This window comes from Sphaerisporangium corydalis (assembly GCF_025506355.1).
Taxonomy (GTDB): Bacteria; Actinomycetota; Actinomycetes; order Streptosporangiales; family Streptosporangiaceae; genus Sphaerisporangium; species Sphaerisporangium corydalis.
Map to the genome: position 1 here is coordinate 17,974 of NZ_JANZYP010000068.1, position 25,514 is coordinate 43,487.

Below are 25,514 nucleotides of genomic sequence, written 5' to 3' on the forward strand. Positions count from 1 at the left end.
GCCTCAGGCGACCGTGGCGGCGGTCACGGGAAAGCGACGCTCGATGTGGCGGGCGACCGCCAGGGCGACGTGGTCCCGCCACGGATGGGCGACGACCTGGACCGCGACGGGGAGCCCGTCCTCGGTCCCCACGGGGACGACGACCACCGGTGCCCCGGTGAGGCTCCACGGCAGCGTCCACAGGTAGTCGGTCTCGGCCGACTCACGCCACTGCGGCGCCGGGCCGCTCGTGGCGGGAGTGAGCAGGACGTCGATTCCGGCGGTGGCGATCAGGAGCCGCCGCCGGAACCGGTCCCGGTCCCACAGCAGCCGGACGTTCTCCTCGCCAGAGAGTCGGACACGGCCCCAGTGGCGGCGGGTCAGCTCCAGCGCCTCGTCACGGACGTCCGGCACCGCGTCCGGCACCACCGTGACGCCCGCGCGCCCCAGCGCCTCCACCGCCCGCGCCGTCGGCTCGTCGGCGCCCGCGATGACCCCCACCCGCAGCGCCCCGACCTCGACGTCGCCGGGGTCACCGAGCGGCACCGGGACGACCCCGGCGTCCAGGCCGTCGGGGCCCGCGATGACCGCCAGCACGGCGGCCAGGTCGTCGACGCCCCGCGCCAGCGGGCCGATGACGGTGCGCCCGTCCTCCAGCGACCCGCACCGAGGGAAGTGCCCGGTGAGCGGCACCCGGCCGAACGTGGGCTTGAGCCCCGCGACCCCGCACCAGGCGGCCGGCAACCGGATGCTGCCTCCCGAGTCGCTGCCCAGCGCGAACGGCGAGGCTCCTGCGGCGACCAGTGCGGCGGCACCCGACGACGAACCCCCCGGCGCCCGCGAGGGATCATGCGGATTCCTGGTGGGACCGTGCCCCGCGCTGCCGGCCATGGCGCTGCTGATGGCGATGACGATCGCCCCCTCGGCGCGCAGCCGGGCGACGGCGGTGGCGTCGGCGGCCGGCACCCGTCCCGCGCTCCCCGGGCTCGCGGCGGTCGCCCCGGAGACGGGCCAGCCCGCGACGTCGATCCAGTTCTTGACCGTGAACGGGACACCTTCGAGCGCGCCGCCGCCCCCGGCCCGCAGGCGCAGGTCCGCCGCCTCGGCCTCGGCCATGCTCCGCGCGTGGTCGGTGGCGGCCACCGCGCCGATCACCAGCGCCAGCCGGTCGAGCCGCTCCAGCGACTCGCCGACCACCTCGGCCACCGACGCCCGGCCCGCACGGAACTCCGCCGCCAGCCCCGAAGCCGTCCACACCACCCCGGCATCATAGGCCGGGCCTCGCCGCCGGACACGAGGCGCGGCCCTCCGCCACGGACCAACCGGCCACCAGACCGGTCCGGCATGAACACCTCTCGGCCGGCGCGGGCCGTGGGCCGCTATTTCCTCAGGTGGACGGCGAGCTGGGTGCGGTCGCGGAGGCCAAGCTTGCGCAGCACGCTGGACACGTGGTTCTTCACCGTTCCCTCGGTGATGTGGAGACGAGCCGCGATCTCCCTGTTCGCGGCGCCCGCGGCGATCATCCTGGCCACCTCGCCCTCGCGGGCCGAGAGCAGTTCCTGCCCCCTGAACGCGCCACGGTCGCCGTCGCCCTGGCGGAGCTCGGCGACCAGGCGGGCGGCCACCGGACCGCCGAGCACCGTCTCCCCCCTGCTCACCCGGTGCACCGCCGAGACCAGTTCGTCGGGCGAGCAGTCCTTGAGCAGGTAACCGAGGGCGCCGCCACGCAGCGCGCCGAAGATGTACTCGTCCTCGTCGAAGGTGCTGAGCACGATCGCCGCCACGCGCGGGTGCTCGGCGGACAGGCGGACGATCAGCTCGACGCCGTCCATCCCCGGCATCCGCGCGTCGACCAGCACCACGTCGGGACGGCACTCGATCACGGCCCGAAGCGCCGCCTCCCCGTCGGCGGCCTCGCCGACGACCTCGATGCCGCTCTCGACCTCCAGCAGCTTGCGCAGCCCCTGCCGCATCAGCACCTGGTCGTCGACCAGCAGGATCCTGACCGGACTCATGACCACCCACCCGTCCCGTGACCCGTGATCGCGCACCGACCCGCGTACCCGCCCTCGTCGCTCACGAGCGCGCGCCCGCCCGCCTGGTTCACGAACGCGCGTCCGAGGCCGCCGACGGCAGTTCGGCGCGCAGCTCGAAACCGCCGCCCGCCGGGCCGTGGCCGGTCAGCACCCCGCCGAGCGCCCTGGTCCGCTCCGCCAGCGACGTCAGCCCGAAGCCGCCGCTCGACCGGGGATCCCTGCCACGACCGTCGTCGGTGATCACGAGCGTGACCCGCCCGTCGCCGAAGGTGAGCTCACCGCGCACATTCTCCGCCCTGGCGTGCCGGAGCGCGTTGGTCAGGCCCTCCTGGAGCACCCGGTAGAGCACCAACTCGGTGTCGGACTCCAGCGGACGCTCCTCGCCCCGCACCTCGAAGGTGACCGTGATGCCCGTGCCGTCGAACGACGCGGCGAGCCGCGCGAGCGCCGTACTGCCGACCCGGCCGTCCAGCGCGAGCGGGCGCAGCGCGCGCACCCAGCGCCGTGCGTCGGCGAGCGCCTCGACGGTCAGCTGCTTGGCCTGGCGTATCTCGTCCCAGACCGCGTCGGGGCGCCGGTCGCGGAAGCGTTCCGCGTTCTCCAGGCCCATCTTGATCACGGTCAGGTGGTGGCCGATCGAGTCGTGCATCTCCGCGGCCATCCTCGCCCGCTCCTCCGCGACGGCCAGCTCCCTGATCCGCTCCAGCAGGCCCTGCGCCTCCTCGCGCCTGAGGCGCGCCTCCATCACCGCCGACGCCATCCCCAGCACGAACGCGGCGAATATCGCGAACACCGCGACCTGGAGCGCAGCGTCGGTGACCGGCTTGCCGAAGAGCAGCGGCACGGCGGCGAAGAGGCCCGCCGACACCGCGACCAGGATGGTCACGGCGGTGCGCATGCCGTACAGGAAGGCCAGGTTGGTGATGGCGATGAGCGTCATCAGCATGTGGGTGCCGGCCGAGCCGGTGATGCCCAGCGTCAGGGTGGCCAGCAGGAACGCCGGGGCCACCACGCGGCGGCCCTCCGATGGATCCCACGGGAGCGCCAGCCACAGGCCGGCGACCAGCACCAGGTTCGCCCCGAACAGCACGTCGCGCGCCGGGCCGCCGGGCGACAGGAGGTAGACGGCGGTGGTGGTCGCGAACACCACCCAGAACACGACGCTGAACAGGAATGGCCGGGCCGGATCACGCGCCTCACCCGCGCGCGTCCCGCCCGGCCACACCGTACGTGTCCCGAGCGACTCGCCCGTCATGAGCGACCCGCCCGTCCCGAGCGCCCCTCCCTAGGTCTCCTGAGTGACAGAACCACACGAACCATGAGACGAGCGTAAGGTCCGCACCGTGACCGTGTGATCCCCCCAGAGTGACCGTGCCAAAGGTCATGGTCGGTTCTATCCGCCGCTCGATGCGCCGCCCGGTGATCGTTTCCTAGCGTTGACGGTATGAAGGCAACGCACCCCGCATGGGCCGTACCGATCGCCATGGTGACCCTGTTCGCGCAGGTCATCCTGGGCACCGCACCCGTGGCCCTGTTCATGGACCCGTCGGACCCCCTCTACGAACCGCTGGGCATGATCGGCATCACCGTCGCCTCGGTCGCGCTGGTGTGGGCGATCCGCCGCCTGTCCGGCCGGCTCCCCTGGTCGGGCCTGCGGCTGACGCGGTCCCGGTCGGCGGTGCCGCACGCATTGCTGGGCGTGCTCGCCGGCGCGGCGGCGGTCGTCGCGGCGAACGCCGCCTCGGTGGCCATCGGCGTGGCCACCTGGCTGCCGTGGGACAAGGTGGTGGCACCGGCGCTGACGTCCCTGCCGGTCGCGGTCGCCTACATCGTGCTCGGCCAGGCGTTCCCCGAGGAACTGCTGTGGCGGGGACACCTGTACGACACGCTGTCGAGGCGCCTTTCGCCCCGGATGGTGCTGGTCGTCGTCTCGGTCGCGTTCGGCGCCATGCACATCGTCTCCCAGAGCCCGGCCGACACCGTCGCCGAGAAGCTCCTCTACCTCGTGCAGGCCGCGGCGCTCGGCTTCGCCTGCGCGGCGGCCCGGGCGCGCAGCGGGGCGCTGTGGATGGCGATCGGGGTGCACACCGGCTACCACCTCGGCGACACCCTGCTCCCCACCCAGGACCGCCAGTTCGGCGCGCAACTCGCCCTGCTGGCCCTCACCCTCACCCTGACCGGCCTGATCACGTTGCGCACGGCCAGGAATGACACCCACGATCCGAGCGAGCCGGTCTCACCTCACGGCGGTGTCGAGCCGCTCGACTTCCTGGCGACCAGCCGGGTGTGATCGGGTCGCTCTCCGGCCCGCCTCGCGACCGTCGGCGCACCCGCGGCGGGCTCCTCCGGGGAGTCCGGGCGGTCGAAGATGTCGATGTCGACCTCCTCGCCGCCGACGACCAGCGTGTCCCACGCCCCGCTCACCCGCAGGGCGCGCAGTGTCTCGCCTTTGAGCTTTCTGAGGTGCTCGACGAGGACCGTGTCATCGGGCAGGCCGGCGATACGCGGTGCCAGGCGGCTCCGGATCCGCCGGAGTTCGTCCATCAGCGCGTCGATGTCCGCGTCCTTGTCGGGCCCTTCGCTTCCTTCCTTAATGCCCTGGACGATCTTGTCCTTGATCGCGCACGTGACCCCGTTCTCGTCGGTGGTCACCATCGCCTTCCAGGCGCGGCTCTTGTGCCGGTACTGGAGCATCGACATCGCCGCCTCGTGGCGGATGAAGTCGGCGTCGCGGAAGGGCCTCCCGTGCCAGGCGCGGTTGAGGGACCGGGCCATCGAGATGGCCGACGCCAGCCCGCTGTTGAGCCCGCGCCCCGGCCAGAAGTGGATCGCGTTCGCGGCGTCCCCGAGAAGGAAGCCGTACGTCCCCGGGGTGGTCGACGTCGGCGAGTACAACTGGGCGGTGAACCTCGGCCGCTGCACCATGTCCAGCCGGAAGGCGGTGACGGCGCTCAGGTTCTCCTCCCTGACGCCGAAGAGCACCAGCCCCTCCATCACCCTTTTCCACAACGCCGAGCTTCTGACCAGGGCGGGCAGGAACAGGGTGCCGTGGGTGGAGCAGTGGAAATCGCCGTCGTCGGTGCGGCCCATCAGGCAGGGGCGGGAGGCGATGCACTCCTCGAACACGTGCCGGATGGGGTCGATCCCGATGACCTCCTCGGCCTCGTCGTCGGTGAGGCGCATGTTCAGGAAGCCCTCGCCTCGCAGGGCGTTCAGCAGGAAGCGGTTCTGGGCCACCGTCAGCAGGATGGTCATCGGATCCGACAGGTCGGACTTCACCCGCAGGCCCAGCACGACATCCTGAATGTGCCGGCCCTCCAGCGAGTAGATCGACGTGTCGGCGGCGCCGAACTTGGCGGTGAACAGGTCCCGCGTGCGCGAGCGCCCTCCCTCGCAGATGGCGAGCACGTGGTCCTCGGCCACGGTCTCACGGTGCTCGGCGAGGTCGAAGAAGGCGGGCACGAGGCGGATACGGTCGGATTTCTCGTTCGCGATGTCGAGCAGTTCGTCCTCGACGAAGGCGATGCGGACGTTGCGCGGGCTGAAGCCGCGCACCGAATCGGGGCCGGCCGGCCACATCTCGGAGTACGACCCGGCGCTGAACAGCCGCGCCTGGACCTCCTCGGGCAGGTTCAGGTACTGGCGGCTCTGGATCGTCACGACCTGCTGCCGCCGCACGTTGCCCTGCGACTGGTCCTTCCAGACGACCCGCGACCCGTCCCTGGTCCAGCGACCGTCGTACAGCGTGATGGACACCCGCTGGCCCATGAGGTTCTCGAGGAGCAACGCCAGACTCAGCCCGACCGGGCCGCCACCGGAGATCGTGACCCGCAGCACCGGGCCCGGATCCACGACGGACTTGATCAACGACCGGATCACCAGGGCATCCATGATCGTTTCCATCTCGCCCGGCGCCTCGAACGAGAACGTCTCGTCGCCGATGGCGATCACGTCGCCCTGCTTGAGCACGTGCGACGTCACGCGGTTCCCGTTGACCAGCGTCCCGTTGCGGCTGCCCCGATCGTGGAGCACGTAGCCGCCGGCCTCCCGGAGCACCTCCGCGTGCAGGCGCGAGGCACGTCCGCTGGCGATCACTACGGTGTTGTCGTCCCTGCGGCCGAAGGTGATCGGCGCCTCACCGATCGGAAATCTTTTTCCCGTGAGCGGACCCGCACTCCCGACGATCGCAGGTGGCATTGGTCGCATCCCTTTCCGCAGACCACAGAACCGCTGCATTCACCACAAAAGGCGCTTTCCACCACACCGTGCGCCACTCACCAGCTACACCACGATTTCCTCGCGTCCGGCCCCTCCCGCGACCGCCCATCGTGCCAGGCTTACCGCCCCCAGAAAATAACCCACACCCGCCCAAACGGCTTACCACCCCTCCCGAAACCTCACCAGGGTCGACCCGGCTGCGGCCCAGCGCGTCGAGCCGGCTCCTTTTAGATCAGCCCCAGCTCTTCACGGCGAAGCCGTACCGCCTCTATCAGTTCAAGGCGAATGCGAGCCGCTTCGTAGGCGGCACCGGCTCCCGGGCGGCCCATGATCTCCGCCCGCCTTTCGCTCCACGCTCCGTGTTCGGCCACTTCGCCCATCCTTCCTGCCATGCGATCCAGAGTCATCACAGACGTTATTCGCGAGGCGGGAGCCGGACATCCTGAACACGAAGCCGGTGCGATCTCCGGTGTGGTCAGCGGATGAGGCGGGCGTAGGTCGCGGGGGGCAGGCCGATGGCGGCGGTGAAGTCCCGGGTCAGGTGGGCCTGGTCGGTGTAGCCGAGTTCGGTGGCCAGTGTGGCGAGGTCGAGGCCCTGGTGGATCCGGTCCGCGGCCTCGTGCAGCCGGAAGCGGCGGATCACCCACTTGGGGCCGACGCCGACGTAGTCCCGGAACAGCCGTTGCAGCGAGCGCACCGACCGTCCGGACGCGGCGGCCAGTTCGTCCACCCTGGTCAGGGACACGTCGGTCTCCGCCATCGCCACCAGCGCCGCGACCTCCTCGGCCACCGGATCCGGCTCAGGCCCGAGATCCCGCAGGAACCGCTCGATGAGCGTGATGGCGGCCTTGGCGTCGGGCTCGGCCAGGACCTGCTCGACCAAGGTCGCGCCCGCCGCGCCGTACATCTCGCCGATCTCCGCGAAGCGGCCGGTCAGCTCCGATACGGGCCGGCCGAGGAACGGGCGGAAGCCGCCGGGACGGAAGCGCGTGCCGAGCACGCGGCCGGAACCCCGCATCGTGTACGCGAAGCCGCCCTTGATCACTCCCGCGACGCGGTGGAAGTCCTGGGTGATCGTCATGTTCACGGTGGGATGCGAGACGATGCGCTGTTCGTACGGTTCGGCGAGGCCGGTCCAGGTGACGACCCAAAAGTGCTCCACATACGCCGAAATTTCAGGCGACGGCGCTTGACGGGCGAAATCGAAGGCATCGAGTCCCGCGTACGGGTCGACCCAACCACGCTGTCGCGTTTCTACAAGCCGCGCCCCAGGTGGGCGGGGCACCATGGCCGCCATGAACGACATGATGCCGCTGATGACGCGCGCCACCGAACGAACCGCGCGATTGGTCCGCGCGGTCGGGGCGGAACAGCTCGGATCACCGACGCCATGCGCGAAGTTCGACGTCAAGGACCTGATCAACCACCTGGAGTGGGTGGCGACCATGTTCGAGTCGCTGGGCCGCAACGGCCCGCGCGTCGAGCAGGAGCCCTACGCGGGCGACTTCCCCGAGCGGGCGGAGCGCATGCTCGCCGCCTGGTCGCGCCTCGAGGCCTGGGAGGGGATCAGCCCCGGCATGGGCCTGCCGATGACCTCTCTGGCGCACATGTGGCTCGTTGACATGGTCGTCCACGGCTGGGACCTGGCCAGGGCCACCGGCCAGGCGTACGAGCCCGACCCCGAGGCCGTCGCGCGGGGCCTGGACTTCACGATTCAGATGGTGGAAATGGGCAGGCAACGCGGCGCCTTCGGCCCACCGGTACCGGTCCCGGACGACGCCTCGCCGTTCGACCACCTGCTCGGCACCATCGGCCGGAACCCCACCTGGACCCCGTGACCGCACCGGGCGCTATCTGCGCGGGTCGAGGACGAGCTTGCCGATGGTGCGGCGGCCACCGAGGTCGGCGTGCGCGCGCCGTACCTCCGACATCGGGTGGTCTCCGCCGTGGACCACACGCAGCTCACCCGTGGCCACCTGCGCGGACATCTCCGCGTACGCCTTGCCGAGCGTCGCCGCGCGGGCGAGGGCGTTCACCAGCCAGAAGCCGCTGACGGTGACGGACCGGCGCTGCAGCTCGCGCGGCGAGACCCGCTCGGGCTCGACCCTCCCGGCCATCCCGTAGAAGGCGAGCCGGCCGAAGGGGGCCAGCGCGGCGATGCTCTGGCCGGTGACGCGTCCGCCGATCATCTCCAGGACCACGTCAACGGGCTCGCCGCCGTTCGCCGCGCACAACGCCCCGGTGAGGTCCTCGGTCGCGGGATCCACGGCCGCGTCCGCGCCGAGGGAGAGCGCGAACTCCCGTTTCTCCGGCGTGCTCGCCGTGGCGATGACCCGGCCCGCGCCGCGCAGCCTGGCCAGTTGGACGGCGAGCGAGCCGACGCCGCCCGCCGCCGCGTGCACGACCACGCTCTCCCCCGGCCGCACACGGGTGGTGTGGTCGATCAGCCACCAGGCGGTCAGCCCCTGGGCGAGCAGCGCGACGGCCGCGACGTCGTCAACGCCGTCGGGCACCGGGAAGGCGGCGTCCTCCGCCACCACGGCCCGCTCCGCGTACCCGCCGTCAGAGATCAAGGCCGCCAGCCGCCGGCCGTCGTCGGTCCGGCCGACGACCTCGCTTCCGGGGATCAACGGCAGCGTGGCCGAGGCGAGGTAGGCGTTCTCGCGCAGCAGCGTGTCGGCGAAGTTCACCCCGGATCGCGCCACCTCGATGAGGACCTGACCGGCTCCCGGCCGGGGCTCGGGCACGTCTCGCACGGCCACGACCTCGGGCCCGCCGAACTCGGTGATCTGTACTGCTCGCATTGTCCACTCCATGAGGGATCAAGTACCTAATTGGTACTGAGTACCATAACGGATCGATGTTCCTCCGGGCTAGACTGACCTGATGTCCCGACCCACCCTCCGGGCGCGCAACCAGCAGCGGGCCCGCGACGAGATCATCGCGGCGGCCTACGAGCTGTTCTCGGAACGCGACTACGCCGATGTGACGGTGGCGGACATCGCCGATCGGGCCAAGGTCGGCCGGACCACGTTCTTCCGCTACTTCGGCGACAAGCAGGAGGTCATCTTCGCCGGCGAGGAGGAATGGCTGGACGGCGTCGCGCGACACCACCGCGAGCTGCGGCTCGACCATCCGCCGTCGCTGGCCGAGGCGCTGGCCATGCTGCGCGGCACCACGGAGGCCATCTGCGCGTCGGCCACCCAGGACACCGCGCGCTACGTCCTGCGCGCGCGCCTGATCGCGGAGAACCCCGAACTCGGCGACCGCGCGGCCCGCAAGCAGCGCCGTTTCGCCGAGCTGATGGCCGAGGACCTACGAGAGCAAGGAGCCTCGGCGGACACGGCCGCCCTGGCGCCCCAGCTAGCCCTGGCCTGCTACAAGACCGGCCACGAATTAGCAGCCAACGACCCGAACACCCTGTGGCCCAGCGTCGCCGCAGCCTTCGACCAACTCGGATTCGTCACTACCCCTGCCTGAAGGGACCCGTCACATCACAGGCACAGCGTCACGCCGAAGGCTCTAAAAAACACAGCCCGAGCGGAGCGAGGCCCTTTTCGAGCGGGGCGTAGGCCTTCCGGGAGAGCGAGGCCCTTCCGGGCAAGCGGGTCTCCAGGACGGCGGGGCCGGCCGTTCCGGGTGGGGGGGCGGAACGGCCGGGGGGTCAGGTGAGGCCGAGGAGGATTTTGACGGGGCCGATGGCGAAGTAGACGACGAAGAGGGCGGTGACCACCCAGAGGAGGGGGTGGACCTCGCGGGGCTTGCCCTTGACGGCCTTGATGAGGACGTAGGTGATGAAACCCGCGCCGATGCCGTTCGAGATGGAGTAGGTGAAGGGCATCAGGACGATGGTGAGGAAGGCGGGGATGGCGATCTCGTAGTCGGTGAAGTCGATGTCCCTGATCGCGGTCATCATCAGGAAGCCGACGACGACCAGCGCGGGGGCGGCAGCCTCGTAGGGGACGACGTTGACCAGCGGGGACAGGAAGACCGCCAGCAGGAAGAGCACGCCGGTGACCACGCTGGCGAAGCCCGTGCGGGCGCCCTCGCCGACGCCGGCCGCCGACTCGATGTAGGTGGTGTTGGAGGACGTGGAGGCGGCGCCGCCGGCGGCGGCCGCGATCGAGTCGACCAGCAGGATCTCCCGCGTACGCGGAAGGGTGCCGTCGTCGCCCACCAGCCCGGCCTGGCGGCCGACGCCCACGATCGTGCCCATGGTGTCGAAGAAGTCCGTGATGAGCAGGGTGAAGACGAAGAGCACGGCCAGCACCGCGCTGACCCTGCCGAACGAGCCGAACAGGCTGAACTGGCCGATCAGGCTGAGGTCCGGGGCGCCGACGATCTGGTCGGGGAGCGTGGGGACGACCAGGCTCCAGCCGAGCGGGTTCTTGCCGCCGAGGGACGGCCCGACCTTGGCGACCGCCTCCACGATGATCGCCAGGATCGTCGTGCCGACGATGCCGAGGAGGATCGCCCCCTTGACCTTGCGGGCGACCAGCAGCACGGTGGCCAGCAGGCCGATCACGAAGACGAAGATCGGCCAGCTCGTGAGGGAGCCGCCGATGCCGAGCTCGAGCGGCGTCCCGGCGGCCTTGCGGACGAAGCCGGAGTCGACGAAGCCGATCAGCGCGATGAACAGGCCGATGCCCACGCTGATCGCGGTCTTCAGCTGGCCCGGGATCGCGTGGAACACGGCCGTGCGGAACCCGGTCAGCACGAGAACCGTGATGACGAGGCCTTCCAGCACGATCAGGCCCATGGCGTCTTCCCAGGACATGCTGGAAGCGATGCCGAAGGCGACGAAGGCGTTCAGCCCGAGTCCGGCGGCCAGGGCGAACGGCACCTTGGCGACGACGCCCATCAGGATGGTGAGGACGCCCGCCGTCAGCGCGGTCGCCGCGGCGATCAGCGCGTAGTTGGGAGTGCTCCCGTCGCCGAGGTACTGGCCGTCCGCGTCCTTGACACCGCCGAGGATCAGCGGGTTCAGGACGACGATGTACGCCATCGTGAAGAACGTGGCCAGGCCGCCGCGGATCTCACGGTTCAGTGTGGACTGTCGCTCGGAGATGTGGAAAAAACGGTCAAGCCAGCCGAGACGTCCGGTCGGCTGGGTTACGGGGGCAGTAATCTCGCTCACGCGGGCAGAGTGGCAGGCGATACCACAGCCGCCAAGACCCCCGAGGCGCTCGTCGTCTGAATGAGACCAATTTGTTCATGATTTGGATCCGAGGGCGGTCACCGCAGGTCGGCGGAAGATCGACTGACGATCGTGGAACGCCGGACGTGCGGCCGCCGTGGGTTCCGCGGCAGGCCGGCCCGGCGTCCTTGGAGGTCGGCCGCCCCGGCGAGCAACGCGAGAAACGTTCTCGCCTAGGGTGGAGTGTGTGAACGAGCCGCGCCCCCCGGACCCCTCTCCGCTGGAGACCAACGACACCGCGACGATTCTCGCGGGTACGGGCCTGTGGGTCGTGGCGCTCGTCGTGATCCTGATCATGAACCCTTCGCCCGACCACCAATGGTGGATCTGGACGTGCGTGGCCGGCATCGGGCTCGGGATCTTCGGGTGCGCGTACGTCTGGCGTCGTGACCGCCACGCCACCGGCCAGGGCGAGGCCACGCCGAAGACGGACGACCCCACGGGCCGGTCCGTCCACGGCCACACCTCACCCTGACCTCATGGCCTCACTGACATCCCGCTGATCAGCTGTCGAGGTCGGCCTCGGCGAGCAGCAGTGGGACCGCCTCCGGGTCGCGCAGCAGGGCGGCCACGGCGAGGCGGTCGCCCCACTGGCCGCTCGCCCACGCGAGGCCCCGGGCCAGCCCCTCGACACCGGTCGCGTGGACGGCGCCCTCGTAGAACCGCCACGGCACCCGCACGCCGTCGACCATGAGCTCGGCGTGCTCGACGTAGGTCGCGGGCGCCGTCGGCAGCAGGGACCGCACCTGGGCGGGCACCGGGCGCCGCTCGCCCGAGGAGGTGACCTCTCCGGTGACCTCCTCGCCGATCACCGGCAGGTCGAGCAGCTCCGACAGCGCCTCGGCCAGGTCAAAGGGCGCGAGCACCAGCGGGCGCGAGGCGACCAGCGGGAGCAGGTCGGGCGCCTCGACCACAACCGGCCCGCCCTCGGGGACCAGGCCGCGCGGGACCTCCCCCGCGCCCAGCGTGACCCCGTTGCCGCCGATGACGTGGCCGTCGTCGGCGTCCGCGACGACGATCTCGCCGTTCAGCACGGCGCGCACGGCCGTCGGCGGGGCGACCCTGGAGGGTTCCACGGCGGCCAGCGCGATCCACAGCGACCGGAGCTGGACCCGGTCGACCTCCAGGGACGGATCGGCCAGCAGGTCGAGCAGCTCATCCGGGCCGCCGCGCCCGGCGAGGAGCTCGGCGAGCGTCGTCCGTACGCCGATCATGGCCAGCGCCGTCGCGTCCACGCCCTCCGGCGCGTCGCCGTACAGCCCGTACAGCAGGGGGTCGCCCGTGGCCAGGCGCAGCGAGGTGGGACGCCGGTCGCCGAGCACCGGGTGGTGCGACAGCCACCAGGCGGTGTACGACGGCGCCTCGACGATCTCGCCGTTGACCAGCGCGCGGAGCGGCTGGAGCGCGGCACGCAGGGGCGGCCGGGACAGCAGCGCCAGGGCGGAGGGCCAGTCGGCGACGTACTCCAGGTCGCGGATCGCGGTGAACTCGCGCGCCACCGGCGGCACGTCGGCCTCGGGCAGCGCGTCGAGCACCGCTTCGAGCCATTCGTCCTCGGCGTCGAGGTCGTGGTCGCACTCGTCGGGGTCGAGCAGCACGTCGGAGTCGTTGACCACCGCGAAGCCGTCCAGCACCCCCGCGGCCGAGAGGACGCGCGGGCCGTATCGCTCGACGAGGTCCGGGGCGGCGACGCCGAACGGCACGTCCTGGTCGATCAGGCCCGCCAGGGAACCCCCGCCGAGCAGCAGCTCGCCCGCCGGGTAGAGCTCGCCGTCGGCTCCGCGCAGCGCCAGCGCCGACAGCCACGGCGCCTCGCCCGCCGTCAGCCCGGCCGCGTCGACCAGCGCGAGCACGGCCTGCGCCACGGGCTCGGGGTCGGAGCTGTCGAGGGACTCGGAGACGGTCGCGCGGGTGAGCGGGTCGTCCAGGACGCTCTTGGGCGTCGCCTCGGCGGCGCCGAGGCGCAGCAGGAGGGGGTGGGCGGCGTCGGGGTGGACGATGCGCAGGCCGAGCGGTCCGAGCAGCGAGGGGTCCAGGGACGATCCGTCGGCCAGGATGAGGGTGCCGCGCGGGCCGCGGACCAGGCGGCCGTCCGCCAGCGGGACGGGCACGGCGCCGAGGGCCTCGCGGTCGTCGGCGGGCACCAGCTCGTACAGCGAGCGCCACCAGGCCGGGGACCTGTCGTCGACGGCGTCGCCGGACAGCATGTCGATCACGTCGGCCAGCTCGACCCGTTTGACCCCGAGCGTGGTCAGGGCGGGGTGCCGCGAGGCCCAGCCGGCCGGCAGCAGGCCGGGCACCACGCCGGAGACCATGTCGAGGAACTCGGCCGTCCCGGCCACGACGGACGCCTCCCGCCCGGCCACCACGAACGGCCCCGCACCACCGGACGCGGACCGGTCACGCGGGGCGGCGGGGGCCCGGCCGCCGTCGTCAGGGTCGCCGAAGTCGAACCCGGGCACGCCGGCCGGCACGGAGGCGTCGGCCGGCGGCGAGATCGCGGGAAGCAGAGGGGTGTCGGGAAGCCGGCGCAGGATCGCGCGGCGGATCGCCGCGTCCAGCTCGCCCTTGCCCATCAGCCCGGGGACCAGGTCCAGCAGGCGGGGCGTCTTCGGCAGCGACCCGAGCAAGGTCAGGTACGTCTCGGCGGCCCGCTCGACGAGGAAGTCGGCCAGCGGCCCGGGAGCGACGTGGCGCCGGTCGGTGGCGAGCGGGAAGGTGGCGATGAGCAGCGCCGGCAGGTCCAGGGGCTCGTCACTCGGCGTCGGCGCGTGCACGACGGGGGCGACGTCCTTGGGCAGGCGCCCGTGGTCGGCGGGCACGGCCCAGCGGACCAGCCAGAACGGCCGCGTCCGCTCCTCGGTCGGCCGGTCGGCGAACAGCTCGGCCACCTGCTCGGCGGTGAAACGCCCCGACTCCTCCACGACCTGCCAGCCGGTGGCCGTGACCTGGCGCGGGTCGCCGTCCACCTCGATCTCGATCGCGGCGAGGGCGGGCATCGCCAGCGGCAGCGCCGGGCCCGTCTCGTCCAGCATCTGCCGGACGGCCTGCTCGACCGACTTGTCCCTCAGCGGCAGGCGGATGACGGTGTCGAAGCCCTCGGGGACCTCCACGGGCCCGGCCTCGAACGGCAGGCGCAGCAGCGGGACGTGACCGCCCCGGGTGGCGAGCTCCTTGGCCAGGGCGGGCACGGCGCCGGCCAGGGAGGTGGTCTCCGCCCGCGACCAGCGCACGGCGCCCGTGGCGCGCGAGGCGATCAGCGGCTCGTCGCAGACGGACACGACGGCGGCGAAGCCGACCCCGAACCGGCCGATCGACCCCGCCTCGTCGCGTTTCCCCGACACGCGCAGCGTGGACAGGCCCTCGACACCGGCGGCGTCCAGCGGGGCACCGGTGTTGGCGGCGACCAGCACCCCGTTCTCCAGCGTCAGCCGGAGCCGTCCCGGGACGCCGGCGCGCAGGGCCGCGTCCGCGGCGTTCTGCGCCAGCTCGACGATCAGCCGGTCGCGGTACCCGCCGAGGGCGAAGTCCTCCTCGGCGTTGGCGTCCTCGCGGAACCTCGCGGGCGAGGCCGTCCAGGCGGCGAGGACGGTCGTGCGCATGCGTTCGGTGCCAAAGGTGTCAGTCACCAGTCATGTCCCAAGGTGGAGGAGGTGGGCCGGCCGCCGCCGGAGACCGTACGTGTGCGTGAGCGTTCACCGGCTCTGCCGCCGTACTGCGAGGCGCCGTACTGCGAGGCGCCGGCCGCACCCCGCCCGTCGAGCGGCGGGAGGGCCGGGGAAGGCGGGTGGTCACCGGGTCAGGAGTGGCCGAGGGGCTCGGAGACCTCTTCCTCGACGGAGCCGACGGCCGGAGTGCCCTCCTCCATCAGGTCGTAGCCGAGATCGTCCAGGATGGGCACGGCCTGCTCGACGCCGGCCGGGGTGACCACGGCCGCCTCGGAGTGCGCGCCGCACCCGTGGTCGGCGGCGACGACCTTGCCGTCGTCGGGGGCGTACTCGTTGGCGCAGACGCCGAAGCCGAGGCGGAGAGCGCCGGCGAGGGGCCAGTAGAACCCGCAGGTGGAGCACTGCGCGGGCGCGGCGTGGGCGAGCGGGGTGTGCGGGCCGGAGTCGCCGGCGTGCCAGCGGTGGACCGCGCGGTCACGCCCGATCGCCGAGAGCACCCGCGCCCGGCCGAGCCCGTACTCGAAGATCATCTGATGGTCGGAGTCGTCGTCGGTCTCGGTGAACCCGGGGGCCAGCCGGTCGTCGTCGTCCGAGGTCGGGAGCAGGTCGCCGACGCCGAGGTCACCGGGCAGCAGCCGCTCGCTCCACGGCACCCACGCCGGCGGGAGCAGCGCCCCTGCGCCCGGCAGCAGCACGGTCTCGCTCACCGTCACGTTGCGCGCGCGGGAGGCGCGGGTGACCGTGATGGCCCACCGCCAGCCGCGGTAGGCGCGGTCGAGGCACGCGAAGTAGTGCGTGACGAGGCGCTCGGCCTCGCTCTCGAAGCCGAGATGCTCGCCGACCTCGCCAGGACGGGCGATCTCCTCGGCGGCGGCCCTGGCCAGGTCCACGGCGGCGGCACAGGCCTGGTCGACGGCAAAGGTGCGGGAACGGGTGCGGCTCACACGTCAATTCTCACCCATGCTACGAGCGGACATCACGTGGACGGGTCAGGTATGACTGTAAACCAAAGCGGCACACCGGATTAGGGAGATCCACTGCCACGAGCGGACGTCACCGAACACGCAAGAGGAGGAAGCGTGGATCGCCTGGCCACGAGTCCAGGTGACCGGTCCACGCGCATGTGATGGCGGGTGCCTGGGACCGAGCTCGACATTCGCTGGCCCGCGCGGGACGCTCGGCGGCCGACGCGGGGCGCGGCACCCTGCACGCGAGCCGTACGGCGGCCAGGAAGACGGCGGGCGCGAGCCGCGCCGCCGCCAGGGGGACGGCGCGGGCGGGGCGGGGCGTCGGCCACGCCACCCGCAAGCTGACCCACGCCCAGGGCGCCGACCGCACGGGGCTCGGGCGCCTGATCGAGCTCACGGCCGCGCACAGCGCGGGGGACGCGCTCATCACGGTCGGCCTGGCCGGCACCCTGCTGTTCGGCCTGCCGGTGGACCAGGCGCGCGGGCAGGTGGCCCTCTACCTGCTGATCACGATGGTGCCCTTCACCGTCGTGGCGCCCTTCGTCGGGCCCGTGCTGGACCGGTTCAGGTCCGGCCGCCGCTACATCATGGCGGGCACGCTGTTCGCGCGGGGGCTGCTCTGCTGGGCGATGGCGGCGGCGATCGGCCCAGCGGACGGCCTCACGCTGTTCCCGGCCGCGCTGGCCGTCCTCGTCCTGTCCAAGGCGCTCAACGTGTGCCGCGCGGCCACGATGCCGAGCGTCCTGCCCGCGGACATCAGCCTGGTGACGGCGAACGCGCGGGTCGCCCTGTTCTCGCTGGTGTCGGCCGCGGTGGCGGCCCCGGTCGCCGTCGGGCTGACCGCGTGGCTGGGCGCCGCCTGGATGCTGCGCGGCACGATGGTGATCTTCATGGTCGCGGGTGTGGCCGCCGTACGGCTGCCGCGCCACGTCGACGCCCCCGACCTGGACATCGACGAGGACGACGAGGGCACGGCGCGGCCCCGGTGGCGGACCCTGCTGAACGTCGGCCCGGTGGTCGGCGAGGCCATGCGGGCGAACGCCGCGATCCGCCTGCTGTCCGGATTCTTGCTGTTCTTCCTGCTCTTCCTCGTCCAGGACGGGAACGTGCGCGGCGGCGGGCTGCCGGAACAGGTCATGATCGCGATCCTGGCGGGCGGGGCCGGGGCGGGCGGCCTGCTCGGCGCGGCCGTCGCTGCGTGGGTGCGCGGGCACTCCCCGCAGATCATCGTGCTGGCCGCCCTGGCGCTGGCCACGGCGACCGCCACGGGCAGCGCGTTCCTGTTCACCCTGTGGACGGCGGTCGTGCTGGCGGCGGTCGCCGGGTTCGCGCAGGAGGTGGGCAAGCTCGCGCTCGACGCCATCGTCCAGCGGGAGATCGGCGAGGAGGTCCGCTCGTCGACCTTCGGCGTGGTGGAGGCCCTCCTGCAGATCGCCTGGGTGGCGGGCGGCCTGGCCGGGCTGCTGCTGTCGCTGCTGTCGGGCCGGTCGGCGGGCCCGATCGGGCTGGCCGTGATCGCGGTGGCGCTCGTCGCCGCGCTGGCGTGGCTGCTCGTCACGCGCCGGCGCAGGCTGCGCACCCGCTCGGAACGCATCCGCGCCGCCCAGGCCCAGGCGCCGCGCGAGCCGGGCGCCCCGAGGACGCCGGACGCGCAGGCGCCTCCCGGGCCGCCACGGCCCCCGGCCCACGCGGACCCCGTCCAGGACGAGCCCCGCACGGTCGCGGAGCCCGGCAGGCCGGTGCAGGGCACGACGAAACCACTGACCAACCCGCACGGGTGATCTGTGGGCCCCCGGCGTGGACGCCGCCGGGGCCCGCGCGCTCAGGCGTCTATGTCGTCGGCGACGGCCCGCAGCACGGTCGCGATCTTCTTGCCGTGCGCGGCGTCGGGGTGCTTGCCGCGCTGGTAGGAGTTGGACACATCGTCGAGCAGTTTGATCAGGTCCTCGATGATGACGACGAGTTCGTCCGGCTTTTTGCGCTTGCCCTTGGGCTTCACCGTCTTGGCGAGCGTCGGCGGCTGCTCCAGCACGTGGACGGAGAGCGCCTGCTGGCCACGGCGGCCCTCGGCCACACCGAACTCGACCTTCTGACCTGGCTTGAGCGCTTCCACGCCCTTGGGGAGCGCTGAGGAATGCACGAAGACCTCACCGCCGTCATCGCGGGTGAGGAAACCGAAGCCCTTGTCAGCGTCGTACCACTTGACCTTGCCAGTAGGCACAGGGGTGACCTCGTTCAGACTGTCATGAATGGTAATGGATGTAGGTTATGCCCACCCGGGGCATCCCATGACCGTCGAATCGGCCCCGATTTCCGTGACCGGTCAGGGCTTTCGGGACCCCGCGAAGCCCGCCGGACCCGGGCGTACGGCATCGGCCGGGTGATCGCCGGGAGGGTGCTTGCCTGGGGACCGCGACCGGCGTCTGAGGGACCCTTCCTTGACGCATGCCGAACCTCATGGGCAACGCGTACCGGTGCCGGTTATGGGAACCTTGGCGGGGAGAAAGGGCTTACTTATTCGACGGCCCTCCGCATGCCGGCAGAGCGGTCACGCCACGCGGCGGAGGCGAGTGGGGACCACATGACCAGATCGACGCGTGAACGGATCATCGACGAGTCCCTGAGGTTGTTCGCCGAGCGCGGTTACGCGGCCACCTCGGTCGCCGAGATCGAGGCCGCCGCGGGGCTGTCGCCGGGGGCGGGCGGGCTGTACCGGCACTTCAAGTCCAAGTACGAGGTCCTCGCCGCGGCCATGAACGAGCACGCCACCCGCACCCGCTCACAGATCATCGAGACGCTGGCCGAGGTCGGCGCGGCCGGCACGTCGGTGCCGATCGAGGAGCGGCTGGCCCACCTGTGCAAGGCGGGCCTGGCGAAGGTCCGCGAGGAGAGCGAGCTGACCCGGGTCTTCTTCCGCGACCTGAGCCAGTTCCCCGAACTGGTCGCGACCGTCCGCGAGGGCTTGGCGCAGCCCATGTTCGACGCGATCACCACCTGGTTCCGCGACCAGCCCGAGTACGCGGGCGCCGACCTCGACTGGCCCGCCATCGGCGCGGTGCTCGGCGGCGCCGTCGTGCACTACCGGCTGTTCCTTGAGACGGTCGGCGAGCCGCCGGGGCGGGTGGAGCGCGACCGGTTCGTGGCCTCCTGGGTGACCCTGTCGATGGGCCTGCTCAGCGCGCCGTCCCGAGAGTCCCCCGCCGGGGTGGCGGAGGTGGCGGGTTGAACAGCCGGTAGGCCAGCCACAGCACACCGCCGGCGGTCCCGAGCATGAACATCAGCCCGCTGACCTGCCAGAAGGAGTCGACGAACGCCTGCAGGCCGCCGCCGGCCGTCTCCGGTGCCTTGAGCGCGCCGAGCGCCACGCCTCCGATGAGGTAGGCGGCGATGGGCGCCATGAGCCCGGTCATGCGGTCCCTGAAGATCCAGCCCTCGCAGGCCAGGACGGTCAGCGCGCCCACCGCCCACACGAGCACCGGCAGCGGGAAGATCGCGACGTTCGGCAGGGGGAAGGGGATCAGCAGCGCGGCGAGGGTGAGCAGCGCCATGGCCGCCACCTCGCGCCGGTCGTTGAGCAAGATGGTGCGCGCGTCGCGCCCGTCGGTGGCCATGGGGTTCGCGCCGGCCATCGCGGCCCGGCGCAGGCGGGTCATGATCGGCACCGGCGCCTCGCGCGGCACCGGGCCGAACGGGTCCTCGCGCGGCACAGGGCGGGACGGGCGCTCAAGGGGCGACGAGCCGGACGGGCGCCGCACCGGCGCCGAGCCGGACGGCCCCTTGCGCGGAGCGGAACCGAACGGCCCCTTGCGCGGCGGGGGGCCGAAGGTGGCGTTGCGCGGCAGCGGGGCCGATCCGCGCGGCAGCGGCGGCCCGGCGCGTGAAGGGCGGGGCTGCCGGGGCGGCTCGGTCTCGGCGGCCGGGGCGCCTTCGGTGTCGACGGCGGGGAAGACCTCGGTCGCGGAGTCGCCGTAGTCGTCCACGATGCGCGGCGCCGAGGCGGCGGCGTCGGCCCGGGCCCGGGGGACCGGCCGAGGGACGGGCGGCGGGGTGGTGGCCTGGGTCTCGCGAGAACGGCGTGCGGCCTCCTGCTCGGCGGCGGCCAGCCGCTGGATCTCCCGCTGGAGCAGCGCCGAGGGCTCCCCGAACATCGCGATGACCTTGCGGACGGCGGCGAGGTCGGCGCTGCCGCGCCGCTCCTCCTCGATGCGGGAGCGCAGCCGCCCCACGAAGTCGAGCCGCTGCTCGGTCCGGAGCACACCATGGGAGGCGTCCGCCACCTTGCTGACGAATTCCAGGACGAGCTGGTCGGCGCGCTCGATCACCCTCGTCATACTGCCCGAGCCCATCGGCCCGCGCATCCTTTCCCGGAAATGACCATCCGCTGCGCGGAAATGACCGTCCGCATACGCCCGCTCCGCACGGCTCGGTGAATTGGCAGGCCGTATCGGGATGTTTCGGTGATCAGCCAACTGGCGTGCGATGGTCCGTGGGCTCCTACGATGGAGGGACGGTCCCACCCGGTGGGGCGTGCGGTGACGGGTGACAGGGGGTTCGGTGGACCGTGACGAACACCGACTTCACTGAATGGCTGCGCGGCCTGGCGGACGACCGGCTGCGCGCTCTGGTGACGACGCGTCCCGAGCTGATCACCCCCGTCCCCGCACACCTGGAAGGCCTGGTGATCCGGGCGACCAGCCCGTCGGCGGCCGGTCGTGCCCTGGACCGGCTCGACCGCTTCGCCCTCGCGGTGGTGGAGACGTTTCTGGTGCTCACGGAACAGGACGGCGCCGGGCTGCCGTACAAGGATCTCCGCAAGGCGGTCGCCAGGTCCGTGCGGTCCGGCGAGGCGGGCCGGCTCGACGGCGCCCTGCGCGAGGCCGTCGACCATCTGCGCACGATGGCCCTGCTGTACGGCCCCGACACCGCTCTGCGGCTCGCCCCCGGGGTGCGCGAGGTCTCCGAGGCGCCCGCCGGCCTCGGGCCGCCGGCCATCGAGGCCTTCAGGCACCACCCGCCGGAACGCCTCCAGGAGCTGATCAGGGCCGTCCACCGCGGCAAGGACGGCCAGGGCGAGGTGGCGGCCGAGCGGCTGGCCGGGCTGCTGGCCGAGGGCGGCGTCGTCGGCCGCCTGCTGGACGACGTGGGCCCGCAGGCCCGCGCCGCCCTGGACGAGCTGGCGTGGGGCCCGCCGGCCGGACGGCTGCCGAACGCCCGCCGCGAGGTGAGCGTGGCGACGGCCCAGTCGCCCATCGAGCAGCTCCTGGCCCGCGGCCTGCTCGCCGCCACGGGCGAGGACAGCGTCGTGCTGCCCCGCGAGGTCGGGCTGGCCCTGCGCGGCGGACGCATCCACCGCGACCTGCGCCCGGAGGCGCCCGCGCTCGACGGCGCGGGGCGCGAGCAGGGCCTCGCGGACCGCACCGCCGCGGGGCAGGCGTTCTCCTTCGTGCGCATGGCCGAGGAGCTGTGCGAGCGCTGGAGCGTCGACCCGCCGGGCACGCTGCGCGCGGGCGGCCTTTCCGTGCGCGACATGAAGAAGACCGTGCAGCTCCTGGACGCCCCCGAGTGGATCACCGCCCTGGTGGTCGAGGTGGCTCACGCGGCGGGCCTGGTCGCCTCCAGCGCCCCCGCCGACGGCGAATGGCTCCCGACCACCGCCTACGACGGCTGGCGCGTCAAGGCCACCGAGGACCGCTGGGAGGCCCTGGCGGCGGCCTGGCTGGCCGGTGACCGGGTCCCTGGGCTCGCGGGCGAGCGTGACGACCGCGACCGCCTGCTGAACGTCCTGCACCCCGAGCTGCGCAGGCCGGCCGCCGCCGAGGTGCGCCTGCGCACGCTGCGGGTGGTCGCCTCGGCGGGCCAGGGGCTCGCGCCGTCGGCGGGCAGCGTGCGCGAGCGGCTGGCGTTCGAGCAGCCGCGCCGCCGGGGCACCTACCGCGACCAGTTGGTGGACTTCACGCTGCGCGAGGCCGAGCAGCTCGGGTTCACCGGGCTCGGCGTCATGTCCGTCTTCGGCCGTGAGCTGCTGCCCGCGAGCTCCCCGGAGCCCGCGAAGCCCCCCAGGAGCCCGTCCTCCAGGAGCCGGGCCGTCGCGCCGGCCACCCCCGCCCAGTTGCTGGCGCCGCTGCTGCCCGAGCCCGTCGACCATGTGGTGCTCCAGGCCGACCTGACCGCCGTCGCCCCCGGCCCGCTGACCAGCGAGCTGGGACGCTGGCTGACGCTCGCCGCCGACGTCGAGTCCAAGGGCGGCGCGACCGTCTACCGGTTCGGCGAGGGGTCGATCCGCCGCGCGCTGGACGCCGGGTCCAGCGCGGACGACCTGATCACCATGCTGGAGAAGCACTCCACGACCCCGCTCCCCCAGCCACTCCGCTACCTGGTGACCGACGTGGCCCGCCGGCACGGCCGCATCCGGGTGGGCACCGCCAGCGCCTACGTCCGCTGCGACGACCCGTCGGTGCTGGACGAGGTGATGGCCGACAAGCGTGCGGTGGCGCTGCGGCTGCGGCGGCTGGCGCCCACGGTGGTGGCGTCCAGGAGCACGCGGGCGGCGGTGGTCGACTCACTGCGCGCCATCGGGTACTCCCCGGTGGCCGAGTCCTCCGACGGCGACGTGCTGGTGACCCGCTCCGACGCGCGGCGCACCGAACGGCCGTCCTCGGCCCGGCCGTCGCTCGGCCCGGCCGGTCCCGACCCCGACCTGGTCGCGGCGGCGATACGGGCCGTGCGGGCGGGCGACGAGGCCCACCAGGCACGCAGGAAGCCGGTGGCGGCCCCCGACGGCCAGGTGCCGCGCTCGCCCTCGACGAGCACGGTCCTCGCGCTGCAGGAGGCCATCCGGCAGGGGGCCCGCGTCTGGATCGGCTACCTCGACTCGCAGGGTCACGCCACCAGCCGCATCCTGGAGCCCGCCCGTATGGAGGGCGGCTACCTCACGGCGTACGACGAGACCCGCGCGGCCGTCCACCGCTTCGCACTTCACCGCATCACCGGCGTCGCCGACGTCGGCTGATCACGATCTCCGCCGCCGGAAGGGTTGACGGTGTTCACCGACCGGATCAGTTTGGCGTGCGAAGGAGTAAATCCCCCTGGGAGAAGGTGAGCGCGATGAGCTCGGAACGTACGCTCGGCCGGCTTGCGGAAGATTCGTGGAACAGGCTCGGTGACCACGACGCGCTCTACTACGAGGGGGTCTGGCATCGCGGCCACGACCTCGCGGGGCGCGCCAGGCGGGTCACCGGCGGTCTGAAGGCGCTCGGCGTGCTGCCGGGGGACCGGGTCGTGGTGATGATGGTGAGCTGCCCGGAGGTCCAGATCGCCTACCAGGCGCTGTGGGCGGCCGGCGCGGTCGTGACCCCCGTGGTGTTCCTCGTCGGCGCCGAGGAGCTGCGGCACATCGTCACCGACAGCGAGCCGCGCGCGCTGATCGCCTCCGCCGAGCTGCTGCCGGCGGTGCTGGCGGCGACCGAGGGCCTGGACGTCGCGGTGGTCGTGACCGGCGACCCGGTGACCGGCGACCCGGTGGACGGCGGCCGGCGGGTCACCTCCTTCGCCGAGCTGGAGGAGGCCGCGGAGGCGGGGGCGGCGGTCCGCGACGAGGACGACCTCGCGGCCCTGATGTACACCGGGGGGACCACCGGCCGCGCCAAGGGCGTCATGCTCAGCCACGCGGGCCTGTGGCACGTCTCCAAGGCCGCGCACGACCTCACCTACCGGCCAGAGGTGAACCGGGCCATCGTGCCCGTGCCGCTCTCGCACTCCTACGGCCTGATCATCGCGATCACCAAGATGCACTCCCCCGAGCCCGTGCACACCGTGCTCATGCGGTGGTTCACGCCGAAGGCGTTCCTCCAGCTCGCGACCGAGCAGCGCGTCCAGTACGGCGCGGTGGTGCCGACGATGCTGAGTGAGCTGCTGGCGGAGCCGCTGGAGAGCACGCCGATGCCCGACCTGCTCTACCTGACGTGCGGCGCGGCGCCGCTCGGGCGCGAGGTGCTCGCGGAGTTCGAGCGGCGCGTGCCCTCGGTGCGGGTCATCGAGGGGTACGGCCTGACCGAGACCAGCGCGGTGACGACGTTCAACCCGCTGGACGCCAGGAAGACCGGAAGCGCGGGGCTGCCGCTCCCCGGATACACGATCACGATCAGGGACGACGACGGGGAGCCGGTGGAGCAGGGCGATATCGGCGAGATCTGCGTGCGGGGCGACTCGATCATGCGGGGGTACTGGCGGTCGCCCGACGAGAGCGGCCACGCGCTGGTGGACGGCGAACTACGCACCGGGGACATCGGGTGCATGGACGACGACGGCTACCTTTTCGTGGTCGACCGCAAGAAGGACCTCATCATCCGCGGCGGTTTCAACATCTTCCCCCGCGACGTCGAGGACGAGCTGAACAGGCATCCCGACGTCGCGCTGTCGGGCGTGGTGGGCCGCCCCGACGCCAGGCTCGGCGAGGAGGTCGTGGCCTTCGTCCAGCTCAGGCCGGGCGGCTCGGTCACGGCGGACGGCCTGATGGACTGGGCCAGGGAACGACTGGGCAGGGTGCGCTATCCGCGTGAGGTGCATTTCGTCGAGGAGATTCCGGTGACCAGCGTCCTGAAACTCGACAGGAAGCTCCTGCGCTCGCGGTTCATCTGAAACGCACCGCGTAGTGGGGATATAACTGGTAAAGCTTGGCATATTCGTATTGCCATAGAAGTGAGAGCAACGTGAGCAGCGGCCCTCCCGAGCAATCCGGTCAGGATCCGAAGGACTGGCAGAGTCCCTACGGACCGCCCGGCGGGCACGACGCGTACGGCGACCGGCCGCCGGACGGCGAACCGTACGGCGGCGGCGCCCAGTCGCCGTACGACCAGCGGCCCTACGACCGGCCGCCCGCCGGGTCGCCGTACGACCAGGACCACTCCTCGCCGTACGACCAGCCGCACGACCGGCAGGGATACGCCCAGCCCACCTACGACCAGCAGGGATACCCGCCGCAGCAGGGGTACGCCCCGCAGGAGGGGTACCCCCCGCCGGGCCAGAACCCGTACGCGGCCGGATACGACCCGTCCTACGGCACGCCCTCCCAGGGCCCGTACGGCCAGCCCGGGTACGGGCAGCAGGGCTACGGCCAGCCCTACGGTTACGGCCCCCCGTACGGCTACCCGCCGAGGCCCCCGGCGGACAGCCAGCGGACGCACGCCATCGTCGCCCTGGTCATCAGCCTCGTGCTGGCGATGAGCTGCTACGTCTCGCTGGGCGGCATCGCCGGCGCCATCCTGGCCGGCATCGCGCTCGGCAAGGCCGACACCGATCCCCCCGGGGCGAGGTCGCTGCTGAAGTGGTGCTGGATCAGCATCGGGATCAACGTGGTGCTCCTGGTCGGCGGCATCGCCACCATCATCATCATCGGCGTCACCAACTCCTGACCGGGCGCCACGCCGCGCGCCAGAGCGTCAAGCCGAGG

Annotated in this window: 20 protein-coding genes; 9 read left to right on the forward strand and 11 right to left on the reverse strand. The window is 72.5% G+C overall.

Going from position 1 to position 25,514, the window contains the following annotated elements; translation table 11 throughout:
* Positions 1-3: 3 nt before the first annotated feature.
* From NYZ98_RS33810 to NYZ98_RS33820, 3 genes are all read right to left on the reverse strand, one after another.
* A complete protein-coding gene (locus NYZ98_RS33810) occupies positions 4-1,239 on the reverse strand; it encodes an amidase (protein WP_262847874.1) in 1,236 nt (411 codons plus the stop codon).
* Positions 1,240-1,358: 119 nt separating this feature from the next.
* Positions 1,359-1,994 carry a response regulator gene (locus tag NYZ98_RS33815; protein ID WP_262847875.1) on the reverse strand — a complete coding sequence of 212 codons (636 nt, stop codon included), beginning with the start codon at positions 1,992-1,994 and terminating at the stop codon, positions 1,359-1,361.
* Between the two features lie 88 nt (positions 1,995-2,082).
* Entirely contained in the window at positions 2,083-3,270 is a 1,188-nt protein-coding gene (locus tag NYZ98_RS33820; RefSeq protein WP_262847876.1) for a sensor histidine kinase, read from the reverse strand.
* Positions 3,271-3,459: 189 nt separating this feature from the next.
* Here NYZ98_RS33820 and NYZ98_RS33825 point away from each other — a divergent pair, with 189 nt between their 5' ends.
* Positions 3,460-4,305: a CPBP family intramembrane glutamic endopeptidase gene (locus NYZ98_RS33825; RefSeq protein ID WP_262847877.1), complete on the forward strand. Its 846-nt coding sequence runs from the start codon at positions 3,460-3,462 to the stop codon at positions 4,303-4,305.
* Here NYZ98_RS33825 and NYZ98_RS33830 read toward each other — a convergent pair.
* Both NYZ98_RS33830 and NYZ98_RS33835 read right to left on the reverse strand, forming a co-directional pair.
* Positions 4,257-6,251 carry an FHA domain-containing protein gene (locus NYZ98_RS33830; RefSeq protein WP_316249632.1) on the reverse strand — a complete coding sequence of 665 codons (1,995 nt, stop codon included), beginning with the start codon at positions 6,249-6,251 and terminating at the stop codon, positions 4,257-4,259. The genes NYZ98_RS33825 and NYZ98_RS33830 overlap by 49 nt on opposite strands.
* A 457-nt stretch (positions 6,252-6,708) precedes the next feature.
* On the reverse strand, positions 6,709-7,539 hold the full coding sequence (locus NYZ98_RS33835) for a helix-turn-helix domain-containing protein (protein WP_316249633.1): 831 nt from the start codon (positions 7,537-7,539) through the stop codon (positions 6,709-6,711).
* Here NYZ98_RS33835 and NYZ98_RS33840 point away from each other — a divergent pair.
* Positions 7,529-8,071, forward strand: a complete 543-nt coding sequence (locus tag NYZ98_RS33840; protein WP_262847883.1) for a TIGR03086 family metal-binding protein — start codon at positions 7,529-7,531, stop codon at positions 8,069-8,071. The two genes, NYZ98_RS33835 and NYZ98_RS33840, sit on opposite strands and share 11 nt — an antisense overlap.
* Before the next feature lie 12 nt (positions 8,072-8,083).
* On the opposite strand, the gene NYZ98_RS33845 is transcribed toward NYZ98_RS33840, so the two are convergent.
* Positions 8,084-9,037, reverse strand: a complete 954-nt coding sequence (locus tag NYZ98_RS33845; RefSeq protein ID WP_262847886.1) for a quinone oxidoreductase family protein — start codon at positions 9,035-9,037, stop codon at positions 8,084-8,086.
* An 82-nt stretch (positions 9,038-9,119) separates the two neighbouring features.
* Here NYZ98_RS33845 and NYZ98_RS33850 point away from each other — a divergent pair, with 82 nt between their 5' ends.
* Positions 9,120-9,713: a TetR/AcrR family transcriptional regulator gene (locus tag NYZ98_RS33850; protein ID WP_262847888.1), complete on the forward strand. Its 594-nt coding sequence runs from the start codon at positions 9,120-9,122 to the stop codon at positions 9,711-9,713.
* 184 nt (positions 9,714-9,897) lie between these two features.
* Here NYZ98_RS33850 and NYZ98_RS33855 read toward each other — a convergent pair whose 3' ends face one another.
* Positions 9,898-11,361: an NCS2 family permease gene (locus NYZ98_RS33855; RefSeq protein WP_456115263.1), complete on the reverse strand. Its 1,464-nt coding sequence runs from the start codon at positions 11,359-11,361 to the stop codon at positions 9,898-9,900.
* Positions 11,362-11,617: 256 nt separating this feature from the next.
* Between NYZ98_RS33855 and NYZ98_RS33860 the strand changes: the two genes are divergently transcribed.
* On the forward strand, positions 11,618-11,905 hold the full coding sequence (locus NYZ98_RS33860) for a DUF2530 domain-containing protein (RefSeq protein WP_262847891.1): 288 nt from the start codon (positions 11,618-11,620) through the stop codon (positions 11,903-11,905).
* Between the two features lie 28 nt (positions 11,906-11,933).
* On the opposite strand, the gene NYZ98_RS33865 is transcribed toward NYZ98_RS33860, so the two are convergent.
* Positions 11,934-15,059, reverse strand: coding sequence for a sacsin N-terminal ATP-binding-like domain-containing protein (locus tag NYZ98_RS33865; RefSeq protein WP_262847893.1), 3,126 nt, complete (start codon positions 15,057-15,059; stop codon positions 11,934-11,936).
* A gap of 170 nt (positions 15,060-15,229) precedes the next feature.
* The gene (locus NYZ98_RS33870; protein WP_262847895.1) at positions 15,230-16,042 is read right to left on the reverse strand and encodes a DUF3027 domain-containing protein; all 813 of its coding nucleotides are present in this window, start codon (positions 16,040-16,042) and stop codon (positions 15,230-15,232) included.
* Positions 16,043-16,224: 182 nt separating this feature from the next.
* Between NYZ98_RS33870 and NYZ98_RS33875 the strand changes: the two genes are divergently transcribed.
* Complete coding sequence (locus tag NYZ98_RS33875; RefSeq protein ID WP_262847897.1) at positions 16,225-17,847, forward strand: MFS transporter; 1,623 nt, start codon at positions 16,225-16,227, stop codon at positions 17,845-17,847.
* 41 nt (positions 17,848-17,888) lie between these two features.
* On the opposite strand, the gene NYZ98_RS33880 is transcribed toward NYZ98_RS33875, so the two are convergent.
* The gene (locus tag NYZ98_RS33880) at positions 17,889-18,287 is read right to left on the reverse strand and encodes a cold-shock protein (RefSeq protein WP_262847899.1); all 399 of its coding nucleotides are present in this window, start codon (positions 18,285-18,287) and stop codon (positions 17,889-17,891) included.
* A gap of 360 nt (positions 18,288-18,647) precedes the next feature.
* Between NYZ98_RS33880 and NYZ98_RS33885 the strand changes: the two genes are divergently transcribed.
* Entirely contained in the window at positions 18,648-19,292 is a 645-nt protein-coding gene (locus NYZ98_RS33885; RefSeq protein ID WP_262847900.1) for a TetR/AcrR family transcriptional regulator, read from the forward strand.
* Here NYZ98_RS33885 and NYZ98_RS33890 read toward each other — a convergent pair.
* Positions 19,240-20,412 carry a hypothetical protein gene (locus NYZ98_RS33890; protein ID WP_262847901.1) on the reverse strand — a complete coding sequence of 391 codons (1,173 nt, stop codon included), beginning with the start codon at positions 20,410-20,412 and terminating at the stop codon, positions 19,240-19,242. The two genes, NYZ98_RS33885 and NYZ98_RS33890, sit on opposite strands and share 53 nt — an antisense overlap.
* 215 nt (positions 20,413-20,627) lie before the next feature.
* Here NYZ98_RS33890 and NYZ98_RS33895 point away from each other — a divergent pair, with 215 nt between their 5' ends.
* The 3 genes from NYZ98_RS33895 to NYZ98_RS33905 all read left to right on the forward strand — a co-directional run bounded on the left by NYZ98_RS33895 (position 20,628) and on the right by NYZ98_RS33905 (position 25,476).
* Positions 20,628-23,075: a helicase C-terminal domain-containing protein gene (locus NYZ98_RS33895; protein WP_262847903.1), complete on the forward strand. Its 2,448-nt coding sequence runs from the start codon at positions 20,628-20,630 to the stop codon at positions 23,073-23,075.
* Between the two features lie 95 nt (positions 23,076-23,170).
* Positions 23,171-24,703: an AMP-binding protein gene (locus NYZ98_RS33900; RefSeq protein WP_262847905.1), complete on the forward strand. Its 1,533-nt coding sequence runs from the start codon at positions 23,171-23,173 to the stop codon at positions 24,701-24,703.
* Positions 24,704-24,774: 71 nt separating this feature from the next.
* Positions 24,775-25,476 carry a hypothetical protein gene (locus NYZ98_RS33905; protein WP_262847907.1) on the forward strand — a complete coding sequence of 234 codons (702 nt, stop codon included), beginning with the start codon at positions 24,775-24,777 and terminating at the stop codon, positions 25,474-25,476.
* Positions 25,477-25,514 lie beyond the last annotated feature (38 nt).